Origin of the sequence: Paenibacillus sp. 2KB_22 (assembly GCF_052115745.1) — a bacterium.
Lineage (GTDB): Bacteria > Bacillota > Bacilli > Paenibacillales > Paenibacillaceae > Paenibacillus.
The window spans coordinates 457,887-484,338 of the sequence record NZ_JBFRHG010000002.1 but is presented as its reverse complement, the minus strand read 5'-3'; the positions used below and the strand labels follow the sequence as shown (position 1 = coordinate 484,338).

The following is a 26,452-nucleotide window of genomic DNA, read 5'->3' as shown; positions in this document are numbered from 1 at the left end:
GTATTTGTTAACCTAAGGTATCATATGCGCCAGAAGGCGCGGTGAAGAGGGCGTAAGCCCTCTTTCTTCTTAAATATTGATAAATGGGTGTTAAAGAGCCTCGCAATGTGCATGGAATACCTTTCACGGGAAGGCTCCGCATTGCGGGGTTATTTTTATTTTAGTTGCATGATCGGGGAGGGGGGACGTAATGAATGTGTTAGAACACGCGGAGGAGGCATTACGCCGATATGAAAGAATGACCTCTGGAGAACGTACAGAACGGTTGAAACAGGCAGGCATTGAAGTATTGTCACTGCGCGATCGGCGCAAACGTGAACCAGGCTTGCGTGTACGCTATGATGTAGAGATAAGTTGTCTGCAGGCGATCCGGATCAAGCGTAAGGATACGAGTGGCATGGGAGGAGCGCAGGAAACTCTGTTGGAGCGTGAAGCGAGTTCAACCTTGTTTAAGCGCATAGAACGACTTGCGATCAAAACGCTGTATACGCTAGGACTGGATCATGGAGCCGTTCGAATGGAATCCTCAGGGAATGGTGGTTGTGCAGTCATTTCGATCGATCCGAGTCCGTGGAAAGGGGTGACGAACCTTGCTGCTACCTACAGGGAAAGCTGGAAGCAGCATCAGGAACTGCTGGATGAGGAGCAGAGTCACAGACCTATCCCCATACTTGGCATGGACCCTGAGTTTCTTCTGGTGCAGATGCCAGAATCCAAAATTATCCCCGCCTCCAGATTTCTTGAACGTACCGGAATGGCAGGCTGTGATTCCGTGACGATTGGTGGCCGGCGCATCTACCCGGTTGCCGAATTGCGACCTGCTCCCAGCTCCGAACCAAGAGAGCTACTGGCTCATCTGATGAGGGCATTTGCAGCAGCTTCCCGCAGCATTAGCGATCACTCGCTCATCTGGCAGGCAGGGGGGATGCCACAGCGGGGGTTACCTCTTGGTGGTCATATTCATTTTAGCGGCGTGAACCTTACCGGGGAACTGCTCCGCGCACTGGACAATTATCTGGCACTGCCACTGGCATTTCTTCAGGATCCGCGTGGATCGGGAAGACGACCACGTTATGGAGCACTTGGTGATTTTCGCCTGAAATCCTACGGTGGATTTGAGTATCGTACGTTACCCAGCTTTCTTGTGTCACCCCTTGTTGCAAAGGGCGTTGTGGCCTTGGCGGGTTTAATCGCGAGCGGGTATACTCAATTACTGCAGCGTCCGTTGGAGAAAGCAGAGGTTCATACCGCTTTTTATGAAGGAACGCGCGAAGTGATCAAGGAATACATTCCAGCTCTGGTAGATAATCTGAAGAGGTTGGATGGATATGCACGTTATGAACGGTATGCGTCACCGTTACTCACTCAATTAAAACTGGGAAGAACCTGGGATGAGAGCCGAGATATCCGTAAACTCTGGAATATTCGGGCAGGTTCATGAAGAACGGACGTTTTTTTGATATAATAAGAAACAAGTCTTTTTAAATGATAAGCTACGGAAGATATGGAGCAGCAACCTTTGAAGGAAGTGGCGAATAGCCAAAACATAAGGCGGAGGCGCAAACACGGTGCCTGACCGTCTTATTGTCCTTCCAGGACGCGTTTCTTCCTGACATTATAGGAATGGGATGGAGGATATTCATCATGGCTCAGTATACGCCAATGATTCAACAATATTTGCAAGTGAAGGCCGAAGCGCAAGATGCATTTCTATTTTTTAGACTGGGTGACTTCTATGAAATGTTCTTTGAGGATGCGATTAATGCTGCTCGTGAACTTGAGATCACACTGACTGCACGTAACGGAGGCACGGATGACAAAATTCCGATGTGCGGTGTACCTTATCATTCGGCTGACAATTACATACAGCGTCTGATTGAAAAAGGATATAAAGTTGCGATATGTGAACAGATGGAAGATGCGAGTGTAACCAAAGGCATGGTACGACGTGAAATTGTTCGTGTGGTTACACCCGGAACGGTAATGGAAGGCAAAACACTAGGGGACAAGTCCAACAACTACATGGTGTGTCTTACAGGTAATCAAAATACGCTCGCGCTCGCGGCCTGTGATCTGTCAACGGGTGAGTTGTATGTGACATCTGTACCCTATTCCAAGGAATGGCTTAAGGATGAAATCGGCATCTATGAACCATCGGAGCTGGTGGGGGATGCAGCGCTGCTCGAAACGGTAGAAGCCGAGGCATCTCCAATCGGTCGCCCTGTGGTCTACACGGCGTGGACAAAGAATAAGGAAGATCTGGTCCGTCAGCAGTTTGGTGAGGCTGTATGGGCAAGATTAGAGCCTGAACGTCAAGCGTGCATTGCACGTCTTTTCTCCTATCTGAGTGAGACACAGAAACGTTCTCTGGGACAATTAACCCAAATTTCAACGTATGAGCCGGATCATTATATGATCTTGGACCCGTTTACCCGCCGGAACCTGGAATTGGTTGAAACCGTGCGTGAACGCTCCAAAAAAGGTTCATTGCTCTGGTTGCTTGATCGGACCGAGACGTCCATGGGTGCAAGAATGCTGCGCCGCTGGGTCGATAAGCCATTATTGCAAAAAGGAAAAATTAATGAGCGTCTTGAAGCAGTGGATACGTTGTATAACCAGTTTATATTGCGTGAGGATTTGCGGGCAGAACTCAAAGATATCTATGATCTGGAGCGTCTGGTAGGCCGGATTGCGTTTGGTAATGCCAATGGTCGTGACCTGAATGCGCTCAAATCATCGCTGGAGAAAATTCCAGGACTTCGTCAGCATTGCGCAGGGTCATCTTCCGCAACACTACAACATATTGCCGAAACGATGGATGATTGCAATGATCTGCGTGAAGCGATCGGGCAAGCCATTGTGGACGAGCCGCCTGTATCCGTAAGGGACGGAGGCCTGATTCGTGAAGGGTACCATGAACGTCTGGATGAATTGCGTGAGGCTTCGGTTAATGGGAAACAGTGGATTGCAGAGCTGGAAGCGCAAGAGCGTGAGGCGACAGGCATTCGATCGCTGAAGATTGGATATAACAAAGTGTTTGGTTATTATATCGAGATCACCAAGTCCAATCTGTCCGCGCTGCCAGAGGGACGTTATGAACGTAAACAGACACTAGCCAATGCAGAACGTTACATTACACCGGAGTTGAAGGAAAAAGAGACGCTGATTCTCGAAGCTCAGGACAAAATGGTTGATATTGAGTATGGACTGTTTGCAGAGCTGCGCGAGCGGCTGAACAGTGAGATTGCAAGATTGCAAAAGCTGGCCGAACAGGTGGCCGAAATTGATGTGTATCAATCTTTTGCGGTGATCAGTGCTGAGCGCAACTTTGTACGGCCCACGTTGACCGACGGGTATGATCTGGTTGTGGAAGAAGGACGCCATCCGGTCGTTGAGGCGGTCATGCGAGATGGCGCATTTATTGCCAATCACACGGCAATGACCAAGGAAGAGGCACGTATTCTGCTGATTACTGGACCAAATATGGCTGGTAAGAGTACGTATATGCGACAGGTCGCTTTAATCTCCATTTTGGCGCAAGTAGGTTGCTTTGTACCTGCGGGTCAGGCGGAAGTGCCGATCATGGATCGCATTTTCACACGGATCGGTGCCGCCGATGATCTCATTGGCGGACAAAGCACATTCATGGTGGAGATGGCCGACATTCAGGTCATGACGGACAAAGCCACACCACGCAGTCTGATTATTATCGATGAATTGGGACGTGGGACATCGACCAGCGAAGGTATGGCGATTGCTCAGTCTGTTATTGAATATGTACATGATATTATCGGCTGTAAAGCCCTTGTATCAACTCATTTCCATGAACTTGCTCATCTGGAGGAGAGTCTGGACAAGCTGGCTAACTACTCGATGGCGGTACAGGAGAGCGGTGACAAGGTTAATTTCCTGCGCAAATTGATTGCCGGAGCAGCCAGCAGCAGTTATGGTATCTATTGTGCACGCCTTGCAGGTCTACCTGATAGCATTATTGAGCGGGCGAATGGATTGTTACATGGGTTCGAACATGCGGCTGCGCAAGTAGCGGTGGGTAGTGAATACATCGGAAACGAGAAGCAGGAAGCAGGCTTGAAATTAGAAGGTGGAGAGCTCCAACACACGGATTCAGTACCATTGATCCGGGAACGCGAGATTGCGGAGAGTGCAGAGCACACACCCTCTATTGAAGATTTAGCCGGGAAGCAACATGCCAAGAAATCAAACAGCAAAGCACAGTCCAGCGCAAGCCATTCGGATGTGGTTCAACTGTCTATCTTTGGGGATGATGAGCCGAACGTGGCAACGAAACAGGATGTAGTTGTGGTGGAAGATAAGCCAGCGCGAGAATTCATCCGTACGATGAAAGATATTGATGTCATGAATATGACGCCTCTTCAGGCGATGCAGATATTGAATGATCTCAAATTGAAGGCACAGCAATTATCCTGAATATAAGGGAGGGGAAAACCTGTGGCGAAAATACATGTGCTAGATGAACATATTGCCAACCAGATTGCGGCTGGTGAAGTGGTTGAACGGCCTGCTTCAGTCGTCAAGGAGTTGCTTGAAAACTCGGTGGATGCAGGAGCCACCAAGATTGAGGTGACAGTGGAAGAGGGCGGACTCCTCAGTATTCGTGTCAAAGACAATGGGTCAGGTATCGAGCCAGAGGATATGGAAACTGCCTTTTATCGTCATGCGACCAGCAAAATAGCCCATGGCCGAGATCTGTTCCAGATCACAAGTCTTGGATTTCGCGGGGAAGCCCTGGCGAGTATTGCCGCAGTCTCCAAGGTAGAGGTGTTGTCGGCAAGTGACAATGACGGGCGGGGGCGCCGCATTGTAATTGAAGGCGGAAACCTTGTCTCTCATGAAGATGCAACCTCACCCCAAGGTACAGATTTTGCAGTGAAAGAACTATTTTACAATACACCAGCCAGACTCAAATATATGAAAACGATCCAGACGGAACTGGGACATATATCAGATGTACTTTACCGGATGGCGATGTCGCATCCAAACATTTCGTTTAGATTGCGCCATAATGAGAATGTTTTGCTACAGACGTTGGGCAACGGCGATCTGCTGCAAGTGGTTGCTGCGATCTATGGGACAAGTGCTGCCAAAGCGATGCTTCCCATCCAGGGAGAAAGCCTAGATTACCGGGTGAGCGGGCTGATCAGTCTGCCAGAATGGACACGAGCGAATCGTGGTGGTATGTCAACGATCGTTAATGGGCGATTTGTTCGCAATTACGGTCTCAATCAGGCTATTCTCAAAGCCTACCATACCTTGCTGCCCATCAATCGCTTCCCGCTTGTCGTGGTGCAGTTGGAGATGCATCCTTCTCTTGTGGATGTGAACGTGCATCCAGCCAAGCTGGAGGTTCGCTTCAGCAAGGAACCAGAACTGTATGAATTTGTGGAGACGACGTTGAGGGGGATCCTCCGGCAGGAGGTATTGATTCCTCAGGTCAAAAAACAGCAGATCCGACGCGGAGATGATAGTTCCTTTATTCAGGAACAATTTCTCTTTCCACGTGGTCCGCTGAAAGACCAGTCTGATGCAGAAGGGTATGGGCAACAAGGTCCACTCGGGAAACCTTCTAATGCATTGTTAAAGTTGACTACGGAAGATGATGACCTGGATTTGGATGCTCCGGCGGATGTGTCCGTAGTACAGCCAGTATCTGAACAGGGACAGACAGTGCCGCTGCCCGAAGCTCCACCTGAGGTTACACACCCCCCTGAGCAGTTAGAAAGTTGGAATGGGGATATTTTGCAGAAGGGGACAAGTCATGATGGGGGGCAGACAACCGCTAACATGCAGGAAGGTACTAGAAATGTAAGTACAAGTTCTTCCGAAGCTTCTCCAAAGCCTGACCTTTCTTCTCAAGATCGTGTAGCAACAGAGAAACCGCTGGCTCAAGGCAACACGACTACCTACAGGTCCGATTCCGTAACTTCACCGGTTAGGGAAGCACGTTCACCATACAGTCCGTCTTCGAATGCGAGAAATGAACGGCCGTGGAAAACTTCAGGTCTGCCTGATGCCACTAAAATTGCTGCTGCCATTAAATCGGATGCATCCATGCCTGCATTTCCGGAACTGAGTCTGATTGGACAGCATCATGGTACGTATTTAATCGCGCAAAATGACCAAGGTTTATATTTGATTGACCAGCATGCCGCTCATGAACGTGTGAATTATGAATACTATTACGAGAAATTCGGTAATCCTGCTCAGGCCTCACAAGAGTTACTGCTGCCGATTACCTTGGAATTCACACCTTCGGAGACGGAAAAGCTGAAAACAAGGCTGGCCTGGTTCGAGCAGGCTGGAGTATATTTGGAGCATTTTGGTGGACAGACGTTCCGTGTTCGTTCCCATCCATTCTGGTTCCCCAAAGGGGACGAGAAAGACATTATCGAAGAGATGTCCGAATGGGTTCTAAGCGAACGCAGCATAGATGTAGCAAAGATGCGAGAAGCTGCATCCATCATGTGTTCCTGCAAGGCGTCCATCAAAGCGAACCAGAAGCTGACGGATCAGGAAGCAGAAGTGCTGATTCAGCGTCTGGGTTCATGTCGTCAGCCCTACACCTGTCCACATGGGCGCCCGATTGTGGTTTCATTTTCAACGTATGATCTGGAAAAATTATTTAAACGAGTGATGTAGTTATTTAGGGGGACATTATGTACATTACAACCGGTGACAAGGAGATTGCCTCTCAGGTGGAGCGTGCGCGTAAGCTCGCCGAAACGACAGGAGGTACCTATGTACCGCGCAATAGAACGTCTTTACCCAGACTGATTGAACATTATGGTATCAATGAAATACTAGTGGTACTCAATGGCAGAGCCCGTCTGTTTCGCAAAGATGCAACGGAGCTTGAGTTTCACCCCAGTATGGGATTTGTTCGCGCTAAACGTGTCCTAAGAGGGGAAGCTGATCCCATGCTAGAAGCCGGTTCGGTACTTGAAGGGGACACCATTGTTGATTGTACCGCTGGACTTGGTTCAGATGCGCTGGTATTTTCGGTTGCGGCCGGGTTGACTGGACGGGTCATCGCCTGTGAAAGTTCTCAACCACTCTATACGCTGTTGCTGGAGGGCATGTCCCATTATAAGAGCAATCAACCCTTGGTGGATGAGGCTTTTCGGCGCATAGATCTGCGGCATGTGGATCATCTTGATTTGCTACGTTCCATGCCAGATCGAAGTTGTGACACTGTATATTTTGACCCCATGTTCCGTGAACCGATGATGGATTCAAGTGCAATACAGCCCTTGCGAGATTATGCAAATGCTCACGCACTGGATGAACAGAGCATTATGGAAGCTAGACGGGTCGCCCGTAAAAGGGTAGTGATGAAAGAAAAGCGCGGCAGCGCGGAGTTTGACAGGCTCGGTTTTGAAATACTTGATCGGGCGAATGCAAAAACCCTGTACGGAGTGATTAATGTTGAACGTGGAAGTTAAACCAAAACCTAAACTGCTTGTGCTGGTTGGACCAACCGCAGTAGGCAAAACAAGAATGAGCATCGAGCTTGCCCAAGCTTTCAATTGTGAGATTATCTCAGGGGATTCGATGCAGGTATATCGTGAAATGGATATCGGAACAGCCAAGATTACCTCAGAAGAAATGAAGGGTGTACCTCATCATCTCATTGATATTCATGAACCGGAGTACCCATATTCTGTGGCCGAGTTTCAGGAGAGTTGCACCCGATTGATTAGTGAAATCCATGAACGTGGTAAAATGCCTTTTATTGTAGGTGGCACCGGTCTGTATGTGGAATCGGTATGTTACGGCTTCCAATTTTCCGATAGTGGTTCGGATGAAGCGTTCAGGGAGCAACAATTCAGCTATGCGGAGCAACATGGCGCACAGGCCCTTCATGATCGATTGAGGGAAGTTGATCCGGTTAGTGCGGATCGTCTGCATCCGAATGACCAAAGGCGAATTGTGCGTGCACTCGAGATCCATCACCTCACAGGCGAGAAATGGTCTGATCAGCTGGCAGTACAGAAGAAAGAGTCACCTTATGACCTTCTTATTGTTGGTTTGACAATGGATCGGCAGAAGTTGTATGCCCGGGTAGAAGAACGGATTGATCTGATGATCGAACAAGGTCTGGTAGATGAGGTGAAATCCTTATTGGAACGGGGAGTGGCCAGAGGTCATATTTCCATGCAAGGGCTGGGATATAAGGAAATTGCAGCGTACTTGCAAGGGGAAGTGAGCTGGGAAGCTGCCGTTGAGTGGTTGAAGAGGGATACGCGTCGGTTTGCCAAGAGACAGCTTTCTTGGTTCCGCCATATGAAGGATATTGAATGGGTGGACATGACGGATACCCAGGATTTTGAAGGGAAATACAAGCAAATAAGTGAATTGATTACACAGAAATTTGATTGATTTGAGCGATTATTAGTATTCTTCAGACAGGCTTCGATTAGATCAAGATATGTAAACCTCTACCTTTTAGTTATCAAAAGGATAGAGGTTTTTATTTATCACTAGAATAGGTGGAAGAGATTAAGGGTTCGCCAAACAATGAATAAATGAGCTTTAAAATGAAGAATTTGTCCCTCTTTTGCAAAACTGGCCAGCGGTGTATAATGGATAAGTCTTCTATTTGTTCACCTCGTCAAGAATGGGTGTAAAATAGCAGACAAGGGGTTTTTGTGGATTATATGAAACTGTTCATGATATAATAGCACGAAAGCTACTCAGCGATATTGAATATTACTTGAACACGAATTCAAATGAACCAATGGGGGTACGGCTAATGAACAAGTCCATCAACATCCAAGATACGTTCTTGAACCAACTGCGGAAAGAAAATATTCCTGCTACGGTCTATCTGACCAACGGCTTCCAAATCCGCGGGACGATCAAGGCATTTGACAATTTTACGATCGTCATTGACAGCGACGGACGCCAGCAAATGGTCTACAAGCATGCCATCTCCACGTTCACGCCGCAACGCAGCGTATCGCTGATGCAGCAAGATAATAGCGGCGAAGCTTAAAAAAATTACGAAACCTTTTCACCAACCATTTCGTCTACAAGTATAGGTATTGAAACAGAGCAACCTGAATAAAGGGTTGTTCTTTTCATTCCGGGCAAAATATGTTTAATATATGCTTGAGCCAACAGACGAATAGAAATTATGCAACTGAAAGGGAGTCAGGAGGTAACATGCCAAACGATCCGTTGTCGAGGTCTAACAATCGCAACAACAATAACAAGTCACCCAAAAAAGCGAAGCCAAAGACCTCTAAAAAGAAAAAAATTACGGGTAAACGCGTTGGATGGACACTGTTTTTCACAATGGCAATCGCCATATTCTGTGCACTAGGCGGATATTTATTTATTATGGTGAGTGGTGAAAATCTGCTCAAAGCCAACAAGGACAAAACTACAATTAATGAAACTTCAAAAGTATATGATCGCAATGGCCAATTAATGGGGGAGCTATCCATTCAGAAGCTGGAACCCGTCAAAGAAGATGATATTCCTGAGCTGGTGAAGCAAGCCTTTGTTGCAACAGAGGATAAGCGATTCTACGATCATCAGGGCGTGGATATCTGGTCCATCGGGCGTGCGGCGGTTAAGGACGTCATGGCTCGTTCCATGGTGGAAGGTGGTAGTACACTAACCCAGCAGCTTGCCAAGAACATGTTCTTGTCTCGTGACAAAACGTTCTTCCGTAAAGCAACGGAAGTATCGATTGCCATGGCATTGGAGCGCAAGTACACAAAAGACGAAATCCTGACGATGTATCTGAACCGGATTTTCTTCGGTCATCAGCGTTACGGGATTAAAGCGGCATCTGAATTTTATTTTGGAGTTACCGATCTCAAGAAGTTGAAGTTGTGGCAAATTGCTACATTGGCAGCTATGCCGAAAGGGCCTTCTGCTTATAACCCGGTAAGCAATCCAAACGACTCCAAAGCACGACGTGGTGTGGTATTGCAGCTGATGTATGAACAAGGCTACATCACCAAGGCGGAGATGGATGAAGCAAAAGAGATTAACTATAACTACAAGCGACCAGAGAAAGACATGAAGTATCAAGCCTTTATTGATTATGTACTCCGTGAAGCTGAACGAGTAACAGGTAAAACGGAAGATGATCTGAATATCGGCGGATACAAAATCTATACAACCATGGATGCTCAGGCTCAAACAGCCATGGAAACTGCCTTCACAGATGATAGTCTGTTCGAGGCAAGCAAAGACGATCAACAGGTTCAAGGTTCCATGGTAATCATGAACCACGAGAATGGCAGTCTCGTTGCCCTCCTGGGTGGACGTGATTATCAGACCAAGGGTTATAGTCGTGTAACGCAGAGTCGAAGACAACCGGGTTCTGCTTTTAAACCAATTGTGTCTTATGCACCGGCTCTTGAAACAGGAAACTACAGTGCCAACTCATCGCTGAGTAATGCGAAGCAATGTTTTGGTAACTACTGTCCGGGTAACTTGCATGGATATTCTTCGACGATCAGTATGACAGATGCCATTACAAAGTCGGAAAATATTCCTGCGGTTTGGTTACTTGATAAAATAGGCGTTAACACAGGTATTAATTTTGCCAAGAGTGTAGGTATACAGCTGACAGATGAAGACAAAAACTTGGCGATTGCCCTCGGTGGTCTGAGTAAAGGTACAAATACACTCGAAATGGCGCAAGCCTATAGTGCATTTGCCAACCTCGGAGAATACCGACAAGCCTATTCGATTAAGGAAATAAAGGATAGCGCAGGCAAAACCACATATAAACACGATAACTCGGACACAACGCGTGTCATGAGCGAGCAAAATGCGTATCAGCTTACACAGATGCTGCAGAATGTTGTTAATGATGGTACGGGACGTTCGGCTCGTCTGGATCGTCCGGTAGCGGGTAAAACAGGAACTGTTCAAAGTGGTATCTCTGGCAACAGTGCCAACCGTGATGTATGGTTCGTTGGATACACACCGGAATGGACTGCCGCAGTCTGGATGGGCTATGACAATCCAGATGCCAATCATATGCTTAAGAACAGCAGTAAGCTGTCCGCAGCTTTCTTCGCTAAAGTCATGGGAGATGCGTTAAAAGGCGTTCCAGTGAAGCAATTCAAAGCACCGGCTGGAGGGCAAGCACCTCCGCCAGTAGAAGAACCAGAACAACCGACTCTGTCCGTTAGTGGCCTGAGTGGAGCATACGATCCAAATGCTCAAACCGTCTCACTGAGTTGGACTGGAACAGGTGACGCGAGCACGCAATATCGGGTGTATCGTAAAGAAACTTCCGAAGCCCAGTTCACGCATCTCATTGATTCAGTAGGATCGACCAGTGCGCAAGATTTAAGCGCGTTGCCTGGCCTGACCTATGAGTACTATGTGACAGCCTACGACTCGGCATCAGGACTGGAGACAGATCCTTCAAACACCATTTCCCTGATGATTGAAGCGCAGGAAATGCCACCGGAGGAACCTGATCCTGGTATAGACCCTGGAACAGAGATAGATCCTGAGCAGCCGGGTACGGAGAATCCGGACAATGGTTCACCGGATAATGGCAACTCGAACGGTAATAATGGTAACGGGAATGAAAATGGCAACAACGGAAATGGCAACAATGGAAATGGTAATGGTAATAACGGCAACAATGGTAATAACGGTGGAGCCGGCCAAGGAAACGGTCAACCTGGGGGAGGAAACACGACCCCACCTGGTCAGGGGACAACAGAGCCAGGCGGTACCGGTGAAGGTTCCAATGATGGGGCCGTAACGACGCCGGGCGAGGTTGTAACTCCGGACAGCGGAACGAGTGGTGATACTGGAGGAACAGATGCACCTGCAGATTCTCAAGCTGGAACCGGCGGCTAAGCCAATGAATAACTAAATAGCTGCATTCATTAAACTGCTTCCCGGAATTTCGGTGAAGCAGTTTTTTTGTTATCAAAAAAGAAGGTGATTTGATGAATAGGTGGGACAAAGCTTGATTTTGAGTGTATACCTTAAATATGGTAAGCTGTAACTATTCGTAATACGTTGTGTAAGATGGGCCCAGAGCGCTGGAATTCATCATACGGACGGTATTACCTTGTTCACCAATAACATCAGAGCAGGTCACGGACCTGTAGTCGGCAAAGAGGGGTTCGTATGAAACGGAAATTCGGGGACCGCGCGAACTGGCGCCGGATTACGAACCGACAATTCACATGCCGGTTCGTTCAATCCAAAATTTTTACAGGTTATATTACGTTGTACACCATACAGGATTTGAAAGAACCTCTGTGGAAAACATATGGAGGCAGTACCTTCTGTATCGCAGATAAAGGGTATTCCTGGCTGCAATACTACCCGAAGGGAGAGCATTTCGTGGTTACAGCGATGTTTGACGATCAGGAACGGATTGTGGAATGGTATATTGATACATGCCGTAGTCAAGGTATAACCGATCAGGGGGTTCCTTGGTTTGATGACCTGTATCTGGATGTCGTTGTGCTGAAAGATGGAGAAGTATTTTTGCTCGATGAAGATGAGCTTGAAGATGCATTGTCACGGAAGCATATTACGACAGGTGATTATGACTTGGCTAACAAGACGGCAAAGGAACTGCTGCATGCCATTGATGCACATGTATTCCCATACTTTCAGTTATCGCTGAAGCACAGGCAAAGTTTGTTTGAGAACGGAGAGTTTCGAAAAAACATCCAAATTTGAAACATGTACCCTAGCCGTAGAATTCTTCATGATCCTTCTAATATTGGAGCGCCTGATAGAATACATTAATAATCAGGAGAGTTCAGCCCGATAAAATAGAGGTGATGGCGAATGAACGGACGGGTCATGGCTGCAGGAGAGCAACCAGGAGGCAGACCATCCAGACAAATTAATATTGTGTTGCGTAACCAGGAACCTCAGATGTTGGTCAAAGATGAAGCGGCGGCAGTACAGGCAGCCAAGAGTATAACCAAACATGCGCACTTCCAGGAGATACAGGGTGAGTTGGAGCAACTGGTTGGACTTGAAAATATCAAAGACTTGGTATTTGAAATCTATGCTTTCCTACAGATCGCTCAGATGCGTACCGAAGCAGGCTTACTTAGTGGTGCGCACGTGTATCATATGATCTTCAAAGGCAATCCGGGAACTGGTAAGACAACCGTGGCGAGGATTGTTGCCAAACTTTTTCAGAAAATGGGTGTGTTGAGTAAAGGTCATCTTATTGAAGTAGAGCGTGCGGATCTGGTTGGGGAATATATCGGTCACACGGCCCAGAAAACAAGAGATCTGGTCAAGAAGGCACTCGGTGGGATATTGTTCATTGATGAAGCTTACAGTCTGGCCCGCGGCGGAGAGAAGGATTTTGGCAAGGAAGCCATTGATACGCTTGTTAAGTCCATGGAAGATAACAAAAATCAGTTTATACTGATTCTTGCCGGGTACTCGGAAGAGATTGATTTTTTTCTGCAGACGAATCCCGGATTACCTTCCCGCTTTCCTATTCAAGTGGAGTTTCCAGACTACAGCATTGATCAGTTGATTCAAATCTCTGAGATTATGGCCAAAGAGCGTGATTATATTCTAATGCCTCAGACCATACTCAAACTAAAGCAGCATTTGCTTCAGGAAAAAAATGATTCGCTGCATGCGTTCAGTAACGCCAGATACGTTCGTAATGCCATTGAGCGTTCGATCAGACATCAGGCGGTTCGTTTGTTGGAACAATACTCGGAAGGCAATCCAGGGAAACTGGAGCTGATGACAATCCGTACAGAAGATTTGAACTTTGAGCGAAAGTAAGCGATAATATAGTTTTTACACTAGCCGGCCGGGCCAACCGGTTCGGCTTAAGGCATGCCATGGCATATTTGTGGTAATGAATATTAACGGATTAGTAATTAGAGGGAGTGAACATATACATGACAAATGGCACGCATGATACAGATATGGTCAAAAAAGATCGCGCCGTCTTGGTGAGTCTTGTTACGGATGATGTAAAACGTACAGGTATCAATCCTGAGTATTCTTTAGAGGAATTGGTGAAGCTTGCCGAGACAGCTGGAGTAGAAGTGCTGAGTGTACTTTCTCAGAACAGGGAGAAACGGGATACCAAATGGTTCATTGGTAAAGGTAAGGTAGAAGAACTTCGTGCAATTGCGGAGGAACTGGGAGCAACTACAGCTATTTTTGATCAGGAATTGTCAGGAGCACAGGTTCGCAATCTAGAAGAAACCCTGGATCTCAAAATTATTGATCGTACCCAGTTGATTTTGGACATTTTTGCGCAGCGTGCCAACACTAGAGAAGGTATCATTCAAGTGGAATTGGCTCAACATAGCTACTTGTTGCCACGGTTGTCGGGTCATGGCAAGAATCTGTCCAGACTCGGTGGCGGAATCGGAACAAGAGGCCCGGGTGAAAGTAAGCTGGAGACAGACCGTCGTCACATCCGTGGCCGCATTGATGATCTGAAGCGTCATTTGGAAGAATTGACTCGTCATCGCAAGTTGCACCGTGAACGCCGGAAGAAGACAGGTATTGTTCAGGTGGCCCTTGTTGGTTATACCAATGCCGGCAAATCAACCTTGCTCAAGCAGTTGACTGCGGCAGATGTGTATATTCAAGATCAGCTATTTGCTACTTTGGACCCAACATCACGCACGATGGAACTTCCAAGTGGTAAAGAAATCGTACTTACTGACACGGTTGGATTTATTCAAAATCTCCCGCATGATCTGATTGCAGCTTTCCGGGCAACGCTGGAGGAAGTAAATGAAGCCGATCTCATCCTGCATGTTGTCGATGCCTCATCAGCTATGCGTGAAGATCAGATGCGGACGGTTAACACGATCTTGCAAGAACTTGGTGCAGGGGATAAGCCGCAGTTAGTCCTGTATAACAAAAAAGATGCGTGCACACCAGAGCAGCTTGAGATGCTTCCACTGGATAAAGATCATATTAAAGTAAGCGCATTAGACTCAGAAGATCTGCTTAAAATCCGTGAATTGATTCAGACCGAGCTGACAGGTGACACGAAACGCTTCCGTATTCCGGCAGAACGTGGTGATCTTACGTCGGTACTCTACAAAATTGGTGATGTAGTGGATACCAGCTTTGAAGAGAATGATGTGATTTATGAAGTGGAATTGCAAAAAGGTGAATATGAGAAATTTGGTTATATGCTCGAAAATTTTATTGAATCGTAATACTCATGACATATTGATGTGATAAGTTACACGATAATGGCCATTCAACGTCAGATTCGTGCTATGAAGGGGAATGAAGTAAGATGGTAAGCTTTGATTCAGAAATATCTGAACTTCAACATCAAGTGGAGCGTCAGATTGAAGGACAACTTCAACAGATTGATCGGATCACAGATCACAATCAATGGAAGGTGATTAATGCTTTTCAACAGCGAAAAGTAAGTGATTTTCACTTTGCAGGTTCAACAGGTTATGCGTATAACGACCGTGGGCGTGAAGTGCTTGATGAAGTATATGCTGATGTGTTCGGCGCGGAAGCCGCGTTGGTACGTCCTCATTTCGCTTCGGGTACTCATACGATTAGTACAGCTCTCTTTGGCGTGTTGCGCCCAGGTGACGAACTATTGTACATCACGGGTAAGCCCTATGACACATTGCATAAAGTGATTGGCAAACCCGGTGATGGTACAGGTTCGTTACGCGATTTTGGTATCGGCTACCGTGAGACGGCTTTAACTGCTGAAGGTAGCGTGGATTGGGCAGCAGTCGAGAAAAACATTACACCGGCTACAAAAGTCATTGGGATTCAACGTTCACGTGGTTATGACTGGCGCTCATCCTTTTGTGTTGCTGAAATTGCTGAGATGGTTACACGTGTTAAAGGGCTTAAGGAGGACGTCATCGTATTCGTGGATAATTGTTACGGTGAATTCACAGAGGAGCGTGAACCGACAGAAGTCGGAGTTGATCTGATGGCCGGATCACTTATTAAGAATCCTGGTGGAGGTATTGCGGAAACTGGTGGATACATATGTGGGAAGGAACAGTACGTACAGTTGGCAGCTTATCGCCTGACAGCCCCTGGAATTGGGGGAGAGGTTGGAGCAATGCTGGGGACAACACGAGGCATCTACCAAGGACTTTACATGGCACCGACAATTGTAGGACAAGCTATCAAAGGTAGTACGTTTGCTGCTGCGATGTTTGCCGAATCCGGATTTGTAACCAAACCCGCTTGGAATGAAACTCGTACAGATCTGATCCAGGCTGTTCAGTTCAGCTCTGCTGAGCACTTAATTGCCTTCGTGCAGGGGATCCAGCGCGCAGCAGCGGTGGATAGTCATGTGGTTCCTGAACCGTGGGATATGCCTGGTTATGAACATCCTGTCATTATGGCGGCAGGTACGTTTATTCAGGGCGGAAGTCTGGAATTATCAGCCGACGCGCCTATTCGGGAGCCGTATATCGGGTATATGCAGGGCGGATTAACGTACTCTCATGTCAAATATGGCGTTTTGATGGCATTACAGACCATGAAAGATCGTAAATTATTGTGAGTTTATCTAACACGTCATTGACACTTGGTAATAACTAAATGTACAATAGGGTGAAGAATAGATGACTGGAAGGTTGATGAACATGGGTGATGAAATTCGCAGAAATATGGCCTTATTCCCGATTGGTATTGTAATGAAACTTACGGATCTCTCTGCACGTCAGATTCGTTATTATGAGCAGCATAGCTTGATCGTTCCTGCGAGAACGTCAGGTAATCAGCGGTTATTCTCTTTTAATGACGTAGAGAGATTGCTAGAGATCAAGGCTTTGATTGAAAAAGGAGTTAACATCGCCGGGATCAAACAAGTGATGAATCCTGTTTCGAAAGAATCCGAGGAAGCTACAGTTATCACGCCAGATACTGAAGTTAAACGCAGAGAGCTGTCCGATACGCAGTTGCACCGCTTGTTGAAGCAGCAGCTCGTATCAGGTAAGAGACCTGGACAAGTATCTCTCATTCAGGGAGAGCTTTCCCGATTCTTTAATAAAAAGTAAATTCGCATAACTTGGCGAGTGAGGGGAAAACATGCACTTTTGGTGTGAGACTCCTTGACCCGTGGAACTTTCTAATGTACAAATATAACAGGCAAGCCAAATACGCAGATAAGAAAGGGAGAGGTTATAGTGAGTTATACAAAAGAAGACATTCTCCGCATTTCGAAAGAAGAAAACGTACGATTCATTCGATTGCAATTTACCGATTTGCTTGGAGCTATCAAAAACGTTGAGATTCCTGTGAGCCAGTTGACTAAGGCTCTGGATAACAAAATGATGTTCGATGGATCTTCCATTGAAGGTTATGTACGTATTGAAGAGTCCGACATGTACCTCTATCCAGATCTAGATTCTTGGCTTATTTTCCCATGGGTAGCAGAGAACCGTGTTGCACGCCTGATCTGTGACGTATATCTTCCGGATGGTAATCCGTTCCCAGGAGATCCACGTGGCATCTTGAAACGAAACCTAAAAGAAGCCCAAGATATGGGATTCACTTCCTTCAACGTTGGTCCTGAACCTGAGTTCTTCTTGTTCAAAACAGACGAAAAAGGAAACCCGACTAACGAACTGAATGACCAAGGTGGATATTTCGACTTGGCGCCTACGGATCTTGGTGAAAACTGTCGCCGTGACATCGTTATCACACTTGAAGAAATGGGCTTTGAGATCGAAGCCTCCCACCATGAGGTAGCTCCAGGTCAGCATGAGATCGACTTTAAATATGCTGATGCTCTGAAAGCAGCTGACCAGATCCAAACGTTCAAACTCGTTGTTAAAACGATTGCACGTCAGCATGGCTTACATGCTACATTCATGCCGAAACCACTGTTTGGTATGAACGGATCCGGTATGCACTGTAACCAATCCTTGTTCAAAGGCAATGAGAATGCATTCGTTGACGAGACGGACGAGCTGGGACTGAGCAAAACTGCACGTCACTTCATGGCTGGAACTCTGAAGCACGCGCGTGCGTTTGCAGCAATTACTAACCCAACTGTGAACTCATACAAACGTCTTGTACCAGGTTATGAAGCGCCTTGTTATGTAGCATGGTCTGCAAGTAACCGTAGCCCAATGATCCGTATCCCAGCTTCCCGTGGTTTGAGCACACGTGTTGAAGTTCGTAACCCGGATCCGGCTGCTAACCCTTACCTGGCTTTGGCTGTTTTGTTGAAAGCAGGTCTGGACGGAATCAAACGTGAGCTATCCTTACCAGCTCCAATTGACCGTAACATCTACATCATGTCAGAAGAAGAGCGTGTGGAAGAAGGTATTCCAAGCTTGCCGGCTGACTTGAAAGAAGCACTGAATGAATTGATCCGCAGCGAAGTCATCTGTGATGCTCTCGGTGACCACGCCTTGGCTCACTTCTATGAGCTGAAAGAAATTGAGTGGGATATGTACCGCACACAAGTCCACCAATGGGAACGCGATCAATATATCACGTTGTACTAATAGCTCAATCCCTTGGCGCTTTAGCGCTGAGGGGTTTTTCTTTTTGTGGGCAAGTAACTATATATTTAAAGAAAAATCAAAGTGCCCACAAAATGCCCACAAAATATTTTTCTATTCGAAAATTTCTTCAGTGAATTTCATTTCTTCCCCGCACTCAAGTAAAAAAACCACGCAGGTATGAGATAGTGAACGGAAGGGGAGGTAAGATCACAATGTTGTAAGATTCTGATAACTTTATATTCAATAACGAACCTTAAAATATTCTATATAATTTTGATTCCTGACCATGAGTAAAAAATCCCTCTTCAATTTGAATAAGCAATATATACTCAATGAAACATTCTCTTTTCAGCTACACATTTCAACCAATTAAAGGGTATTCTCTCTCGAAAACGGAAAATGAATTTATCGTTGTACTCATCCTTGTCGATAATGTATAACAAATAAAAATGGCCCACCCATTTATATAGCGGGGAGCCATTGAATATCTACTAAAATATTATTTAGCTGGTTTTTGTGAATTGAATTGTATAAGGCTCGTTATAGTTGTTGATACCGTTGTCCATAATTCTGAAGTAAACCTTCTCACCAGGTTTAGCATTCCAACTAATTGCCTCAGGGTATCCCCGTCCATTCCAGTTATCCATTTGAATGGACAGGATCGCACCGCTTGCATTCATTTTAATAACACCCATAACAATGTCGAAGTTAGCTGGTGGAGTGGCTATAACAGAATATGTGATTTCGGATGAACCGTTTGTGTTGTCGACTACATAAAAATCGTTATCGCTCATGCTATCTAAATACTGTGTTGCGCTGAATCCAGAAGACTGGTTTACACTTGAGTACATCACTTCTGCTGTCTCAAATGAATCAGCCCACCCTGTTTTAGCGAACGCAGAGCTGGAACCGAATGCTAATAGACAAGCAGTTGCCATAACAGAAATAGAGAATTTTCTTAATCTTTTCATATTCAAACCTCCCAAATATACTAGAACCAATAGAGTAAGATTCTGTTTTAAGTTGTTATTTGAAATTTAAGATATCGAGTAGATCTCACATAATTAGGTTGGCCAACCATGGTTAAATATACCATATAAGATTGTTATTTGTAAATAATAAAGTTGTAAAATGTTGGGTTTTTGGATGTTATTATGGATTTTTTTGTTTATTGAATAGATAGAAATGAATGTTTACGCAAGGAAAAACATACCTTATGATGATTAAAAATAAAATTATTACATTTATATAGTCATATGAATGTTACAGAGGCAATCATATGCTGTGGACTCATTTCCTATAATATATCGTGTGATGTGTGAGGTTTCCTTTCCGTACTTATAAAAAAATCTGCGCAGAACTCAGCGCAGATTTTTTTTGTTTCATTTGATTAAAGTATCTTAAATTCATTCTGAATAAAATTGAAGTTTGTTCACATACTACTTCTCAGGAGGTGGTAAAAATTGCAGATAGACAAAATTAAAAATGATTTGTCTCGACGTTTTAGATTGAATTCAGATTTTGTCCAGAAAGAATTGGAAATAGGTGAGACAACATTTGAAATATTTTTCTTTAACACGTTGGTCAATTATGAAACAGCTATAGAACAAATAAACTATGATATACTTCGAGGTCATAAGGATTCTTATGTATCTAGACTGGACTTTTCTCAAGAGGTTTCTTCGTCTGATCAGATTTCCCATGAAATTTTGCAGGGCAAATTAATATTAACCAGTAAGGATGGCGTATTCTTATTTGATTCCCTCAAAAAAACCAATATATCAAGAGCCGTGAGTGCTCCAGAAAGCGAGAATCCTCTTCAATCTGCGTATGATGCTTTTACTGAGGATATTGATGTAAACATGGGTCTGATTCGCAAAAAAATGAACAGTGAAAACTTAACCATAGAAACTCGTACTCTTGGAAAAAACACAATGAAAAAGATCGCTATTATTTATGTTAAAGAAGTAGCTCCGGCTGAAGTTATAGATTCAATTCGTGGAAAGCTGGAAGAAAATAAAGAGAGGGATGTGACAACTGTTCGGAATTTGGTCCGTTCACTTGGACACCCGAGACTTGCAATTACACCTACATATATCTCATCAGAACTGCCTGGAGAAATGATTCAAAATTTGTTAAATGGGCGTGTTGTAATACTGATGGATCAATTCTCATTTGCTTTTGCCTTTCCCGCTATTATTACCGATTTGTGGTCTACCACGTTGGATGTCAACTATCCGTATTTGTTTCAGGTATTTTTACGGACAGTACGAGCTATTGCCGCTTTGCTTGCAGTTACTCTACCAGGTCTGTATGTTGTCCTGAATTCTGTTAATCCAGAATTGTTACGCATACAATTAGCAATTACCGTTGCAAAAAGCCGAGAAGGTGTACCTTATCCCTCTTTAATTGAAATGCTACTCGTCATGCTCTTATTGGAAATGATAATTGAAGCAACCATTCGCCTTCCCAAAAATATTGGTCCGACCATCACCATGATTGGCGGAATTCTCCTTGGACAAGCCATTGTTCAAGCAAAACTGGTCAGTAATCTGTTGATTATTATTCTTGTTGCTTCAGCTATTGCGAATTTCGCACTTGTTGGATACATGAATACGACTGGGATTCGAATGTATAAATACATTGTTATGTTAATCAGTAGTTTCTTTGGCATATGGGGCCTTGAGGTTGCCATGATTTGGATCGTTCTGTATCTTTCTTCACTTAAAACATCAGGTTTCCCATATATGAGCTTCAGTGTGAAAGGGAACATGAGGGATGAGTAGGGTTAAAGTGCTTACTCTTTTCACGTTACTCCACTTAGCTTCTATTTTTGCGATTCTTCCTGAACGTATCATCTCTTCAACATCTGAAGGACATTGGATAGCTATTCTGATTCTTTTCTTGATGGAACTGATGATTCTTTGGATCTACCTGCGATCTTTAAAACCTTTTCCTGGGATGAGTATAATAGATATCTGTACATCCTCGATCGGCGTATGGGGTAGCCGAATTGTTATTCTCCCGATCATCATTTTCCTGAGCATTGAGCTGCTGCTACTCATGTATTTTCAGGAGGTGGAAATTAAGGCAGTACTCCTTCAGAGAACACCTGCAGCGGCAACACTTCTCCTATTTATAACACTCTGTTTTTATGCCGCTTGGAAAGGCTTAACGGTTATGATTCGTGGAAGCATTGCGCTAAGTATTCTGTTAATGCCGTTTATCATATTTTCTATGCTCATCAGCTTCAAAAACTTTAGATTAAGCTATGTTTTTCCGCTTTGGGTTAGTGATTGGAGTTTCTGGACCCAGCCTGATTTTTATGTATGTATCGTTATCTTTGCCGGGTTTCTATTTCTTGGTATGTCACCCTCGAAGCAGCAACTAAAATTCAGTCATACCGCTCTAACACTAGGTATTGTATTTGTGATGGCTATCGGATCTGTTTATGTGCCGTTACTGGTCTTTGGACAAGAAACAGCCGTTAATTTTCAGTACCCCATGCTGATGGCATCGGATACAATCGATCTGGAGTGGGTTGTGTTTGATTGGCTCCCAAGCTTCTATGTTGTTGCTTCCAGTGCACTTGCTGTATTAAAAGTGTCTGTTTTGTTATGGATGCTGGTTGCCATTCTTCATCAATTATATATCCCGAGATTAGGCAAGGTATGGATATTATCGGCGATCTGTCTCGGTTTATATGTCATTTCATTGTTGATACCCGATATACAGGCTCTTGATTTTTATCTGTACTTAAACTCTGCCTTCTGTGTGTACAGTGTTATCGTTTTTCCAATGATATTGTTTTTGTTCTCCAGAAGGCTAAGGAAGTGGCCTAACCAATGAAATCCAATATGATAAGTGTGTCCATTTTGTTCATGCTAATTAGTGTAATGCTTGCGGGCTGCTGGGATACTAGGGATATCAATAAACAGTATTTGCCTGTCGTTATGGGAATCGGGAAGGGAAACGCAGAAAAATATCGTATTATTCTACAGATTCCCGATGCATCGGGAAAAACTCAAATATTGGACAAACAAGCTCAATCTATCAGTAAAGCAATTGATTTAATTCGTACGGATGCGGAGAAAAGCATTGAATTAGTGCACTTGAGGTTGTTACTCATTGATAAAAAAATAGCTCAACAAGGCATTGAGAATCTCATTAACTTCGCCGTGAGAGCAAATGACATTTCCATCAAAGGACTGGTTGCCGTAGTGGATGGTGATTTTGAGAAAACGATGTATCATCAAATCTCACCTACCCCAGAAATATCTTCTTATGATTATTTCAGTCAGGATGCAGGATGGACACCGAATCAATCGATTGTACGGATCTGGGAGGCATTTCAAAGCTTGAATTCTTATACAGAAGATATGGCGTTGCCGATGCTGAAAAACGGAGAAAGAACCTTGTTTACCTTTAAAGGTACGGCCATCATGAGAAAAGATCGCATAGTAGGCACACTCAACACGGAAGAAACGCTGCTTTTCAATTTATTTAAGGGGAAATACACTGGGGGCACAATTGAGATTGCACAAAACACCAGTGTTCTGATTGACAACGCCAAAATAAAACATCAAGCTACTTGGAGTGAGCAGGGTCCAAAACTGTATACATTTATTAAACTGAATGTTTTCATTACGGAGAGTCCCGAAGGAAAATCAAATGCCACTATAGAGAAAGAACTGCAGGAGAAATTAGAAGAGCAATTTAATAAGACCGCTACAAAGATACAATCGTATGAATCAGATATTCTAAGCGTGGGCATGATTTATCGGCCTTACTTGTCAGAAAAACAGGTGAAAGGCTGGAAAACCACATGGTTCCCCAAACTGACACAACATATTAATGTTAAAGTTAATGTGTTGAATGAAATTTATTTTAAAGAGAATGTTACTGACAAGCATGAACAGGGGCACATGCTCAAGAAAGAAGCTTACTAGCAGAAGGAGTCAACGGATAGAAAAATCTAAATCTGTTGACTCAATTTTAGATGTACCAAAAGTAGAGACCCAGCGTATAAAAATCTACCTGTTACTTCACCTAAGTACCCGAGAGAAAGTTGAGACTGCAGGCACGCAACAATTAACCTAATGAAATACCGGCTAAAAGAAAGAATAGTGTGTATGCTGAATTTTTTTGCTTACATAGTGCTTAGTAGTGATCGAAGTACAAACACATTGGCACCCACAACCATTAGCTCCATTAGCAGAATACCTATAACAACTCCATACAGCGACATATAAGGGACTGAGATAGGCTCTATGGCAGCAGCAGATGCGGAAAGCGGCAGTAGCATCAAACAGCATGCATGCAGTAATAGCAAGACCTATCTTATTAATGTTTGTTATTACGCAATATCATTGTCACCTATCTTGTCACCTAATTAAGAGGAAGTTGAAGTCAATTCTCCTTCTAATAGAGGAGTAAACTATTATTGAAAATTGGAAGCAAAAATATTTAAATCAAGTTCCCTTAGAAATTCTGATAGTCACAGAATAGAAGTGAATACTAGCATTCACTCTATTAAAACGCCTAACAATTTTCAGATACTTTCAAATCAATGTTTCAATATTATGTTGATAGTTTCATATAGAAGAGGTATACTTTAATTGAATTTTGAACAATTTAATTTTAAATAATTAATTGGAGATGTTAATATGGATCAAGCAAAACAACTAGTGACAGAACAACGTACATTTTTTTATACAGGACAAACTAAAAATATCGAGTATCGGATTAATGCACTTCAACAGCTTAGAAAAGGAATTCAGAAGTATCAGCAACGGATACAAGATGCACTTCGTGCTGATCTGAACAAATCTGAGGCGGAAGCTTATGGTTCCGAGATTCGCATTGTTCTGGGCGAACTGGATTTTGCATTAGAACATCTGCAGGAATGGGCTGCACCAAAACAAGTCCCAACCAATTCAGCTATGCCGGATGGGGTGAGCACCATTTATCCTGAACCATACGGAGTGGCTCTTATTATTGCACCTTGGAATTATCCTTTCCAACTGGCCTTTGGTCCACTGATTGGAGCAATTGCAGCCGGTAACTGTGCAGTGATTAAGCCTTCTGAATTAACACCAGCCGTATCTCGTCTGACGTATGATCTGATTCAAGAGATCTTCCCTCAGGAGTATATTGCCGTTATGGAAGGGGAAGTCGAAGCCAGCACAGCATTGTTGAAAGAGAAGTTTGATTATATTTTCTTCACTGGTAGCACTGGTGTTGGTCGCATTGTGATGAAGGCAGCTGCGGAGCATCTGGCTCCTGTAACTCTTGAGTTGGGTGGTAAAAGCCCTGCTATTGTCCATAGTGATGCAGATTTGAAGCTGGCAGCACAACGTCTTGTACGTGGTAAGTTCCTGAATGCAGGGCAGACATGTGTTGCGCCGGATTACTTGCTTGTGCATGAACAAGTTCATGATGAATTGATTAATCTGATTGGCGCAGAGATCAAAGATAAATTTGGGGATGATGTGTTACAGAACGCTGATTTCCCGCATATTGTCAACGCCCGTAACTTTGATCGGTTGTCGAAATTTCTCACAGATGGCAAAACGCTGTTAGGTGGACGTTCTGTGCGTGAGCAGTTGCTGATTGAGCCGGCTGTACTTGGAGATGTGAACTGGGAATCACCTGTCATGCAAGAAGAGATCTTCGGTCCGATTCTTCCTGTATTTACGTACAGTGACTTGAACCCCATGCTGGATGAGATTGTTCGCCGACCAAAACCATTGGCGCTATATCTCTTCACACAGGATGAGCAACTGCAGGATCAGGTGCTGAATCAAGTATCCTTCGGTGGGGGATGTATTAATGACACACTTTCTCATATGACGTCGCATTATCTTCCGTTTGGTGGTGTAGGAGAGAGCGGTATGGGCTCATATCACGGACAACAGAGCTTTGATGTGTTCTCACACCACAAAAGTGTTTTGAAACGCAGTGAATAATTAGCCGATAAAACAATATAAAAATAAAAAGAGGTTGTCCTGTTCATCAGGGCAACCTCTTTTTGTATTTCAGTGCATTGCATCTAGTTTTGTTACTCAGGTTAGATATTAATGAATATCTCGGAAAAGGCCAATGACTTTACCCAAAATACTAACGTGTTTCAAACGTAAAGGTTCGAAGGTCGCATTCTCCGGTTGAAGGCGAATATGATCTTTCTCTTTATAGAACGTTTTCACTGTAGCTTCATCGTCTTCAGTCATTGCAACGACGATATCACCGTTATCAGCAGTTTGCTGTTGACGGACAATAACGTAATCTCCATTAACGATTCCAGCTTCCACCATACTATCTCCCACTACTGAAAGCATAAATACTTTCTGTTCGCCTACATAATGTGTAGGAAGAGGGAAGTAGTCTTCAATGTTCTCGGTTGCAGTGATTGGAACCCCAGCTGTAACCTTACCAACGACAGGAATACGTGCAACGCTATGAGCAAATTGATGAGAATGCTCAGATTCTTCCTGGCTCAGAAGCTCAATGGCTCTTGGCTTGGTAGGGTCGCGTCGGATCAAACCTTTTTTCTCCAAACGATCCAAATGTCCATGTACTGTTGAGCTGGAAGCCAGTCCAACCGCTTCACCAATTTCCCGTACGGAAGGAGGATACCCCTTCAACCGGACTTCATTTCGTATAAACTCCAGAATAGCCTGCTGCCTGCTGGATATCTTCGACATACCGTATCAACCCCATTTTAGTAACGTTTGGGAAAATTATAACATAGAACCTCCGTTCGTACAAACATAAGTTCTAAATAAAATAGCATTAAATCAGTGTTTTTTAACTTATAGAACAGAAATTGTCCAAAAGTCAGAGCATAATACTGCAAATGCTTTGCAAAAGAGCTTGAATTAAGATATTTCTCCTTCGAAAAACAAGCGAACAATTGTTCTAAAAATCTATTGAACAAAACAAGTGTTCGT

General features: G+C 44.4%; 19 protein-coding genes. 17 read left to right on the top strand and 2 right to left on the bottom strand.

The window, feature by feature from the left end; all coding sequences use genetic code 11:
• The first annotated feature begins 190 nt into the window (after positions 1-190).
• From AB4111_RS13055 to glnA, 13 genes are all read left to right on the top strand, one after another.
• Positions 191-1,441 carry a putative amidoligase domain-containing protein gene (locus AB4111_RS13055; RefSeq protein ID WP_442031951.1) on the top strand — a complete coding sequence of 417 codons (1,251 nt, stop codon included), beginning with the start codon at positions 191-193 and terminating at the stop codon, positions 1,439-1,441.
• A 203-nt stretch (positions 1,442-1,644) separates the two neighbouring features.
• A complete protein-coding gene (mutS, locus tag AB4111_RS13050) occupies positions 1,645-4,449 on the top strand; it encodes a DNA mismatch repair protein MutS (RefSeq protein ID WP_442031950.1) in 2,805 nt (934 codons plus the stop codon).
• Between the two features lie 21 nt (positions 4,450-4,470).
• A complete protein-coding gene (gene mutL / locus AB4111_RS13045; protein WP_442031949.1) occupies positions 4,471-6,678 on the top strand; it encodes a DNA mismatch repair endonuclease MutL in 2,208 nt (735 codons plus the stop codon).
• A gap of 17 nt (positions 6,679-6,695) precedes the next feature.
• Positions 6,696-7,481, top strand: a complete 786-nt coding sequence (locus AB4111_RS13040) for a class I SAM-dependent methyltransferase (RefSeq protein ID WP_442031948.1) — start codon at positions 6,696-6,698, stop codon at positions 7,479-7,481.
• On the top strand, positions 7,462-8,418 hold the full coding sequence (gene miaA, locus AB4111_RS13035) for a tRNA (adenosine(37)-N6)-dimethylallyltransferase MiaA (RefSeq protein ID WP_442031947.1): 957 nt from the start codon (positions 7,462-7,464) through the stop codon (positions 8,416-8,418). The genes AB4111_RS13040 and miaA overlap by 20 nt, the downstream gene beginning before the upstream one ends.
• Positions 8,419-8,791: 373 nt before the next feature.
• The gene (gene hfq, locus AB4111_RS13030; RefSeq protein WP_017687918.1) at positions 8,792-9,034 is read left to right on the top strand and encodes an RNA chaperone Hfq; all 243 of its coding nucleotides are present in this window, start codon (positions 8,792-8,794) and stop codon (positions 9,032-9,034) included.
• 170 nt (positions 9,035-9,204) lie between these two features.
• Positions 9,205-11,883, top strand: a complete 2,679-nt coding sequence (locus AB4111_RS13025; protein WP_442031946.1) for a PBP1A family penicillin-binding protein — start codon at positions 9,205-9,207, stop codon at positions 11,881-11,883.
• A gap of 276 nt (positions 11,884-12,159) precedes the next feature.
• Positions 12,160-12,723 carry a DUF402 domain-containing protein gene (locus AB4111_RS13020; RefSeq protein WP_062835000.1) on the top strand — a complete coding sequence of 188 codons (564 nt, stop codon included), beginning with the start codon at positions 12,160-12,162 and terminating at the stop codon, positions 12,721-12,723.
• Between the two features lie 111 nt (positions 12,724-12,834).
• Positions 12,835-13,806, top strand: a complete 972-nt coding sequence (locus AB4111_RS13015; protein ID WP_442031945.1) for an AAA family ATPase — start codon at positions 12,835-12,837, stop codon at positions 13,804-13,806.
• A 119-nt stretch (positions 13,807-13,925) separates the two neighbouring features.
• Positions 13,926-15,212, top strand: a complete 1,287-nt coding sequence (gene hflX, locus AB4111_RS13010; RefSeq protein ID WP_253437272.1) for a GTPase HflX — start codon at positions 13,926-13,928, stop codon at positions 15,210-15,212.
• Positions 15,213-15,295: 83 nt separating this feature from the next.
• A complete protein-coding gene (locus AB4111_RS13005; protein ID WP_442031944.1) occupies positions 15,296-16,549 on the top strand; it encodes a methionine gamma-lyase family protein in 1,254 nt (417 codons plus the stop codon).
• Positions 16,550-16,631: 82 nt separating this feature from the next.
• Positions 16,632-17,045 carry a MerR family transcriptional regulator gene (locus AB4111_RS13000; protein WP_056689944.1) on the top strand — a complete coding sequence of 138 codons (414 nt, stop codon included), beginning with the start codon at positions 16,632-16,634 and terminating at the stop codon, positions 17,043-17,045.
• 129 nt (positions 17,046-17,174) lie between these two features.
• Complete coding sequence (glnA, locus tag AB4111_RS12995) at positions 17,175-18,503, top strand: type I glutamate--ammonia ligase (protein WP_442031943.1); 1,329 nt, start codon at positions 17,175-17,177, stop codon at positions 18,501-18,503.
• A 503-nt stretch (positions 18,504-19,006) separates the two neighbouring features.
• Here glnA and AB4111_RS12990 read toward each other — a convergent pair.
• Entirely contained in the window at positions 19,007-19,474 is a 468-nt protein-coding gene (locus AB4111_RS12990) for a hypothetical protein (RefSeq protein WP_105599244.1), read from the bottom strand.
• A gap of 492 nt (positions 19,475-19,966) precedes the next feature.
• Here AB4111_RS12990 and AB4111_RS12985 point away from each other — a divergent pair, with 492 nt between their 5' ends.
• The 4 genes from AB4111_RS12985 (at position 19,967) to AB4111_RS12970 (ending at position 25,471) form a co-directional block, all read left to right on the top strand.
• A complete protein-coding gene (locus AB4111_RS12985) occupies positions 19,967-21,289 on the top strand; it encodes a spore germination protein (protein ID WP_442031942.1) in 1,323 nt (440 codons plus the stop codon).
• On the top strand, positions 21,282-22,352 hold the full coding sequence (locus tag AB4111_RS12980) for a GerAB/ArcD/ProY family transporter (RefSeq protein ID WP_442031941.1): 1,071 nt from the start codon (positions 21,282-21,284) through the stop codon (positions 22,350-22,352). The genes AB4111_RS12985 and AB4111_RS12980 overlap by 8 nt, the downstream gene beginning before the upstream one ends.
• On the top strand, positions 22,349-23,452 hold the full coding sequence (locus AB4111_RS12975; RefSeq protein WP_442031940.1) for a Ger(x)C family spore germination protein: 1,104 nt from the start codon (positions 22,349-22,351) through the stop codon (positions 23,450-23,452). Before AB4111_RS12980 ends, AB4111_RS12975 begins: the two co-directional genes overlap by 4 nt.
• A gap of 717 nt (positions 23,453-24,169) precedes the next feature.
• Positions 24,170-25,471 (top strand): aldehyde dehydrogenase, encoded by a 1,302-nt coding sequence (locus AB4111_RS12970; protein WP_442031939.1) that lies wholly within the window; start codon positions 24,170-24,172, stop codon positions 25,469-25,471.
• Between the two features lie 108 nt (positions 25,472-25,579).
• Here the strand turns inward: AB4111_RS12970 and lexA are convergent, their stop codons facing one another.
• On the bottom strand, positions 25,580-26,206 hold the full coding sequence (gene lexA / locus AB4111_RS12965) for a transcriptional repressor LexA (protein ID WP_017688034.1): 627 nt from the start codon (positions 26,204-26,206) through the stop codon (positions 25,580-25,582).
• Positions 26,207-26,452 lie beyond the last annotated feature (246 nt).

Coding starts and splice junctions, on each gene's coding strand:
- AB4111_RS13055 (WP_442031951.1), top strand. CDS start 191: ATGAATGTGTTAGAACACGCGGAGGAGGCATTACGCCGATATGAAAGA.
- mutS (WP_442031950.1), top strand. CDS start 1,645: ATGGCTCAGTATACGCCAATGATTCAACAATATTTGCAAGTGAAGGCC.
- AB4111_RS13040 (WP_442031948.1), top strand. CDS start 6,696: ATGTACATTACAACCGGTGACAAGGAGATTGCCTCTCAGGTGGAGCGT.
- miaA (WP_442031947.1), top strand. CDS start 7,462: ATGTTGAACGTGGAAGTTAAACCAAAACCTAAACTGCTTGTGCTGGTT.
- hfq (WP_017687918.1), top strand. CDS start 8,792: ATGAACAAGTCCATCAACATCCAAGATACGTTCTTGAACCAACTGCGG.
- AB4111_RS13025 (WP_442031946.1), top strand. CDS start 9,205: ATGCCAAACGATCCGTTGTCGAGGTCTAACAATCGCAACAACAATAAC.
- AB4111_RS13020 (WP_062835000.1), top strand. CDS start 12,160: ATGAAACGGAAATTCGGGGACCGCGCGAACTGGCGCCGGATTACGAAC.
- AB4111_RS13015 (WP_442031945.1), top strand. CDS start 12,835: ATGAACGGACGGGTCATGGCTGCAGGAGAGCAACCAGGAGGCAGACCA.
- hflX (WP_253437272.1), top strand. CDS start 13,926: ATGACAAATGGCACGCATGATACAGATATGGTCAAAAAAGATCGCGCC.
- AB4111_RS13005 (WP_442031944.1), top strand. CDS start 15,296: ATGGTAAGCTTTGATTCAGAAATATCTGAACTTCAACATCAAGTGGAG.
- AB4111_RS13000 (WP_056689944.1), top strand. CDS start 16,632: ATGGGTGATGAAATTCGCAGAAATATGGCCTTATTCCCGATTGGTATT.
- AB4111_RS12990 (WP_105599244.1), bottom strand. CDS start 19,474: ATGAAAAGATTAAGAAAATTCTCTATTTCTGTTATGGCAACTGCTTGT.
- AB4111_RS12980 (WP_442031941.1), top strand. CDS start 21,282: ATGAGTAGGGTTAAAGTGCTTACTCTTTTCACGTTACTCCACTTAGCT.
- AB4111_RS12975 (WP_442031940.1), top strand. CDS start 22,349: ATGAAATCCAATATGATAAGTGTGTCCATTTTGTTCATGCTAATTAGT.
- AB4111_RS12970 (WP_442031939.1), top strand. CDS start 24,170: ATGGATCAAGCAAAACAACTAGTGACAGAACAACGTACATTTTTTTAT.
- lexA (WP_017688034.1), bottom strand. CDS start 26,206: ATGTCGAAGATATCCAGCAGGCAGCAGGCTATTCTGGAGTTTATACGA.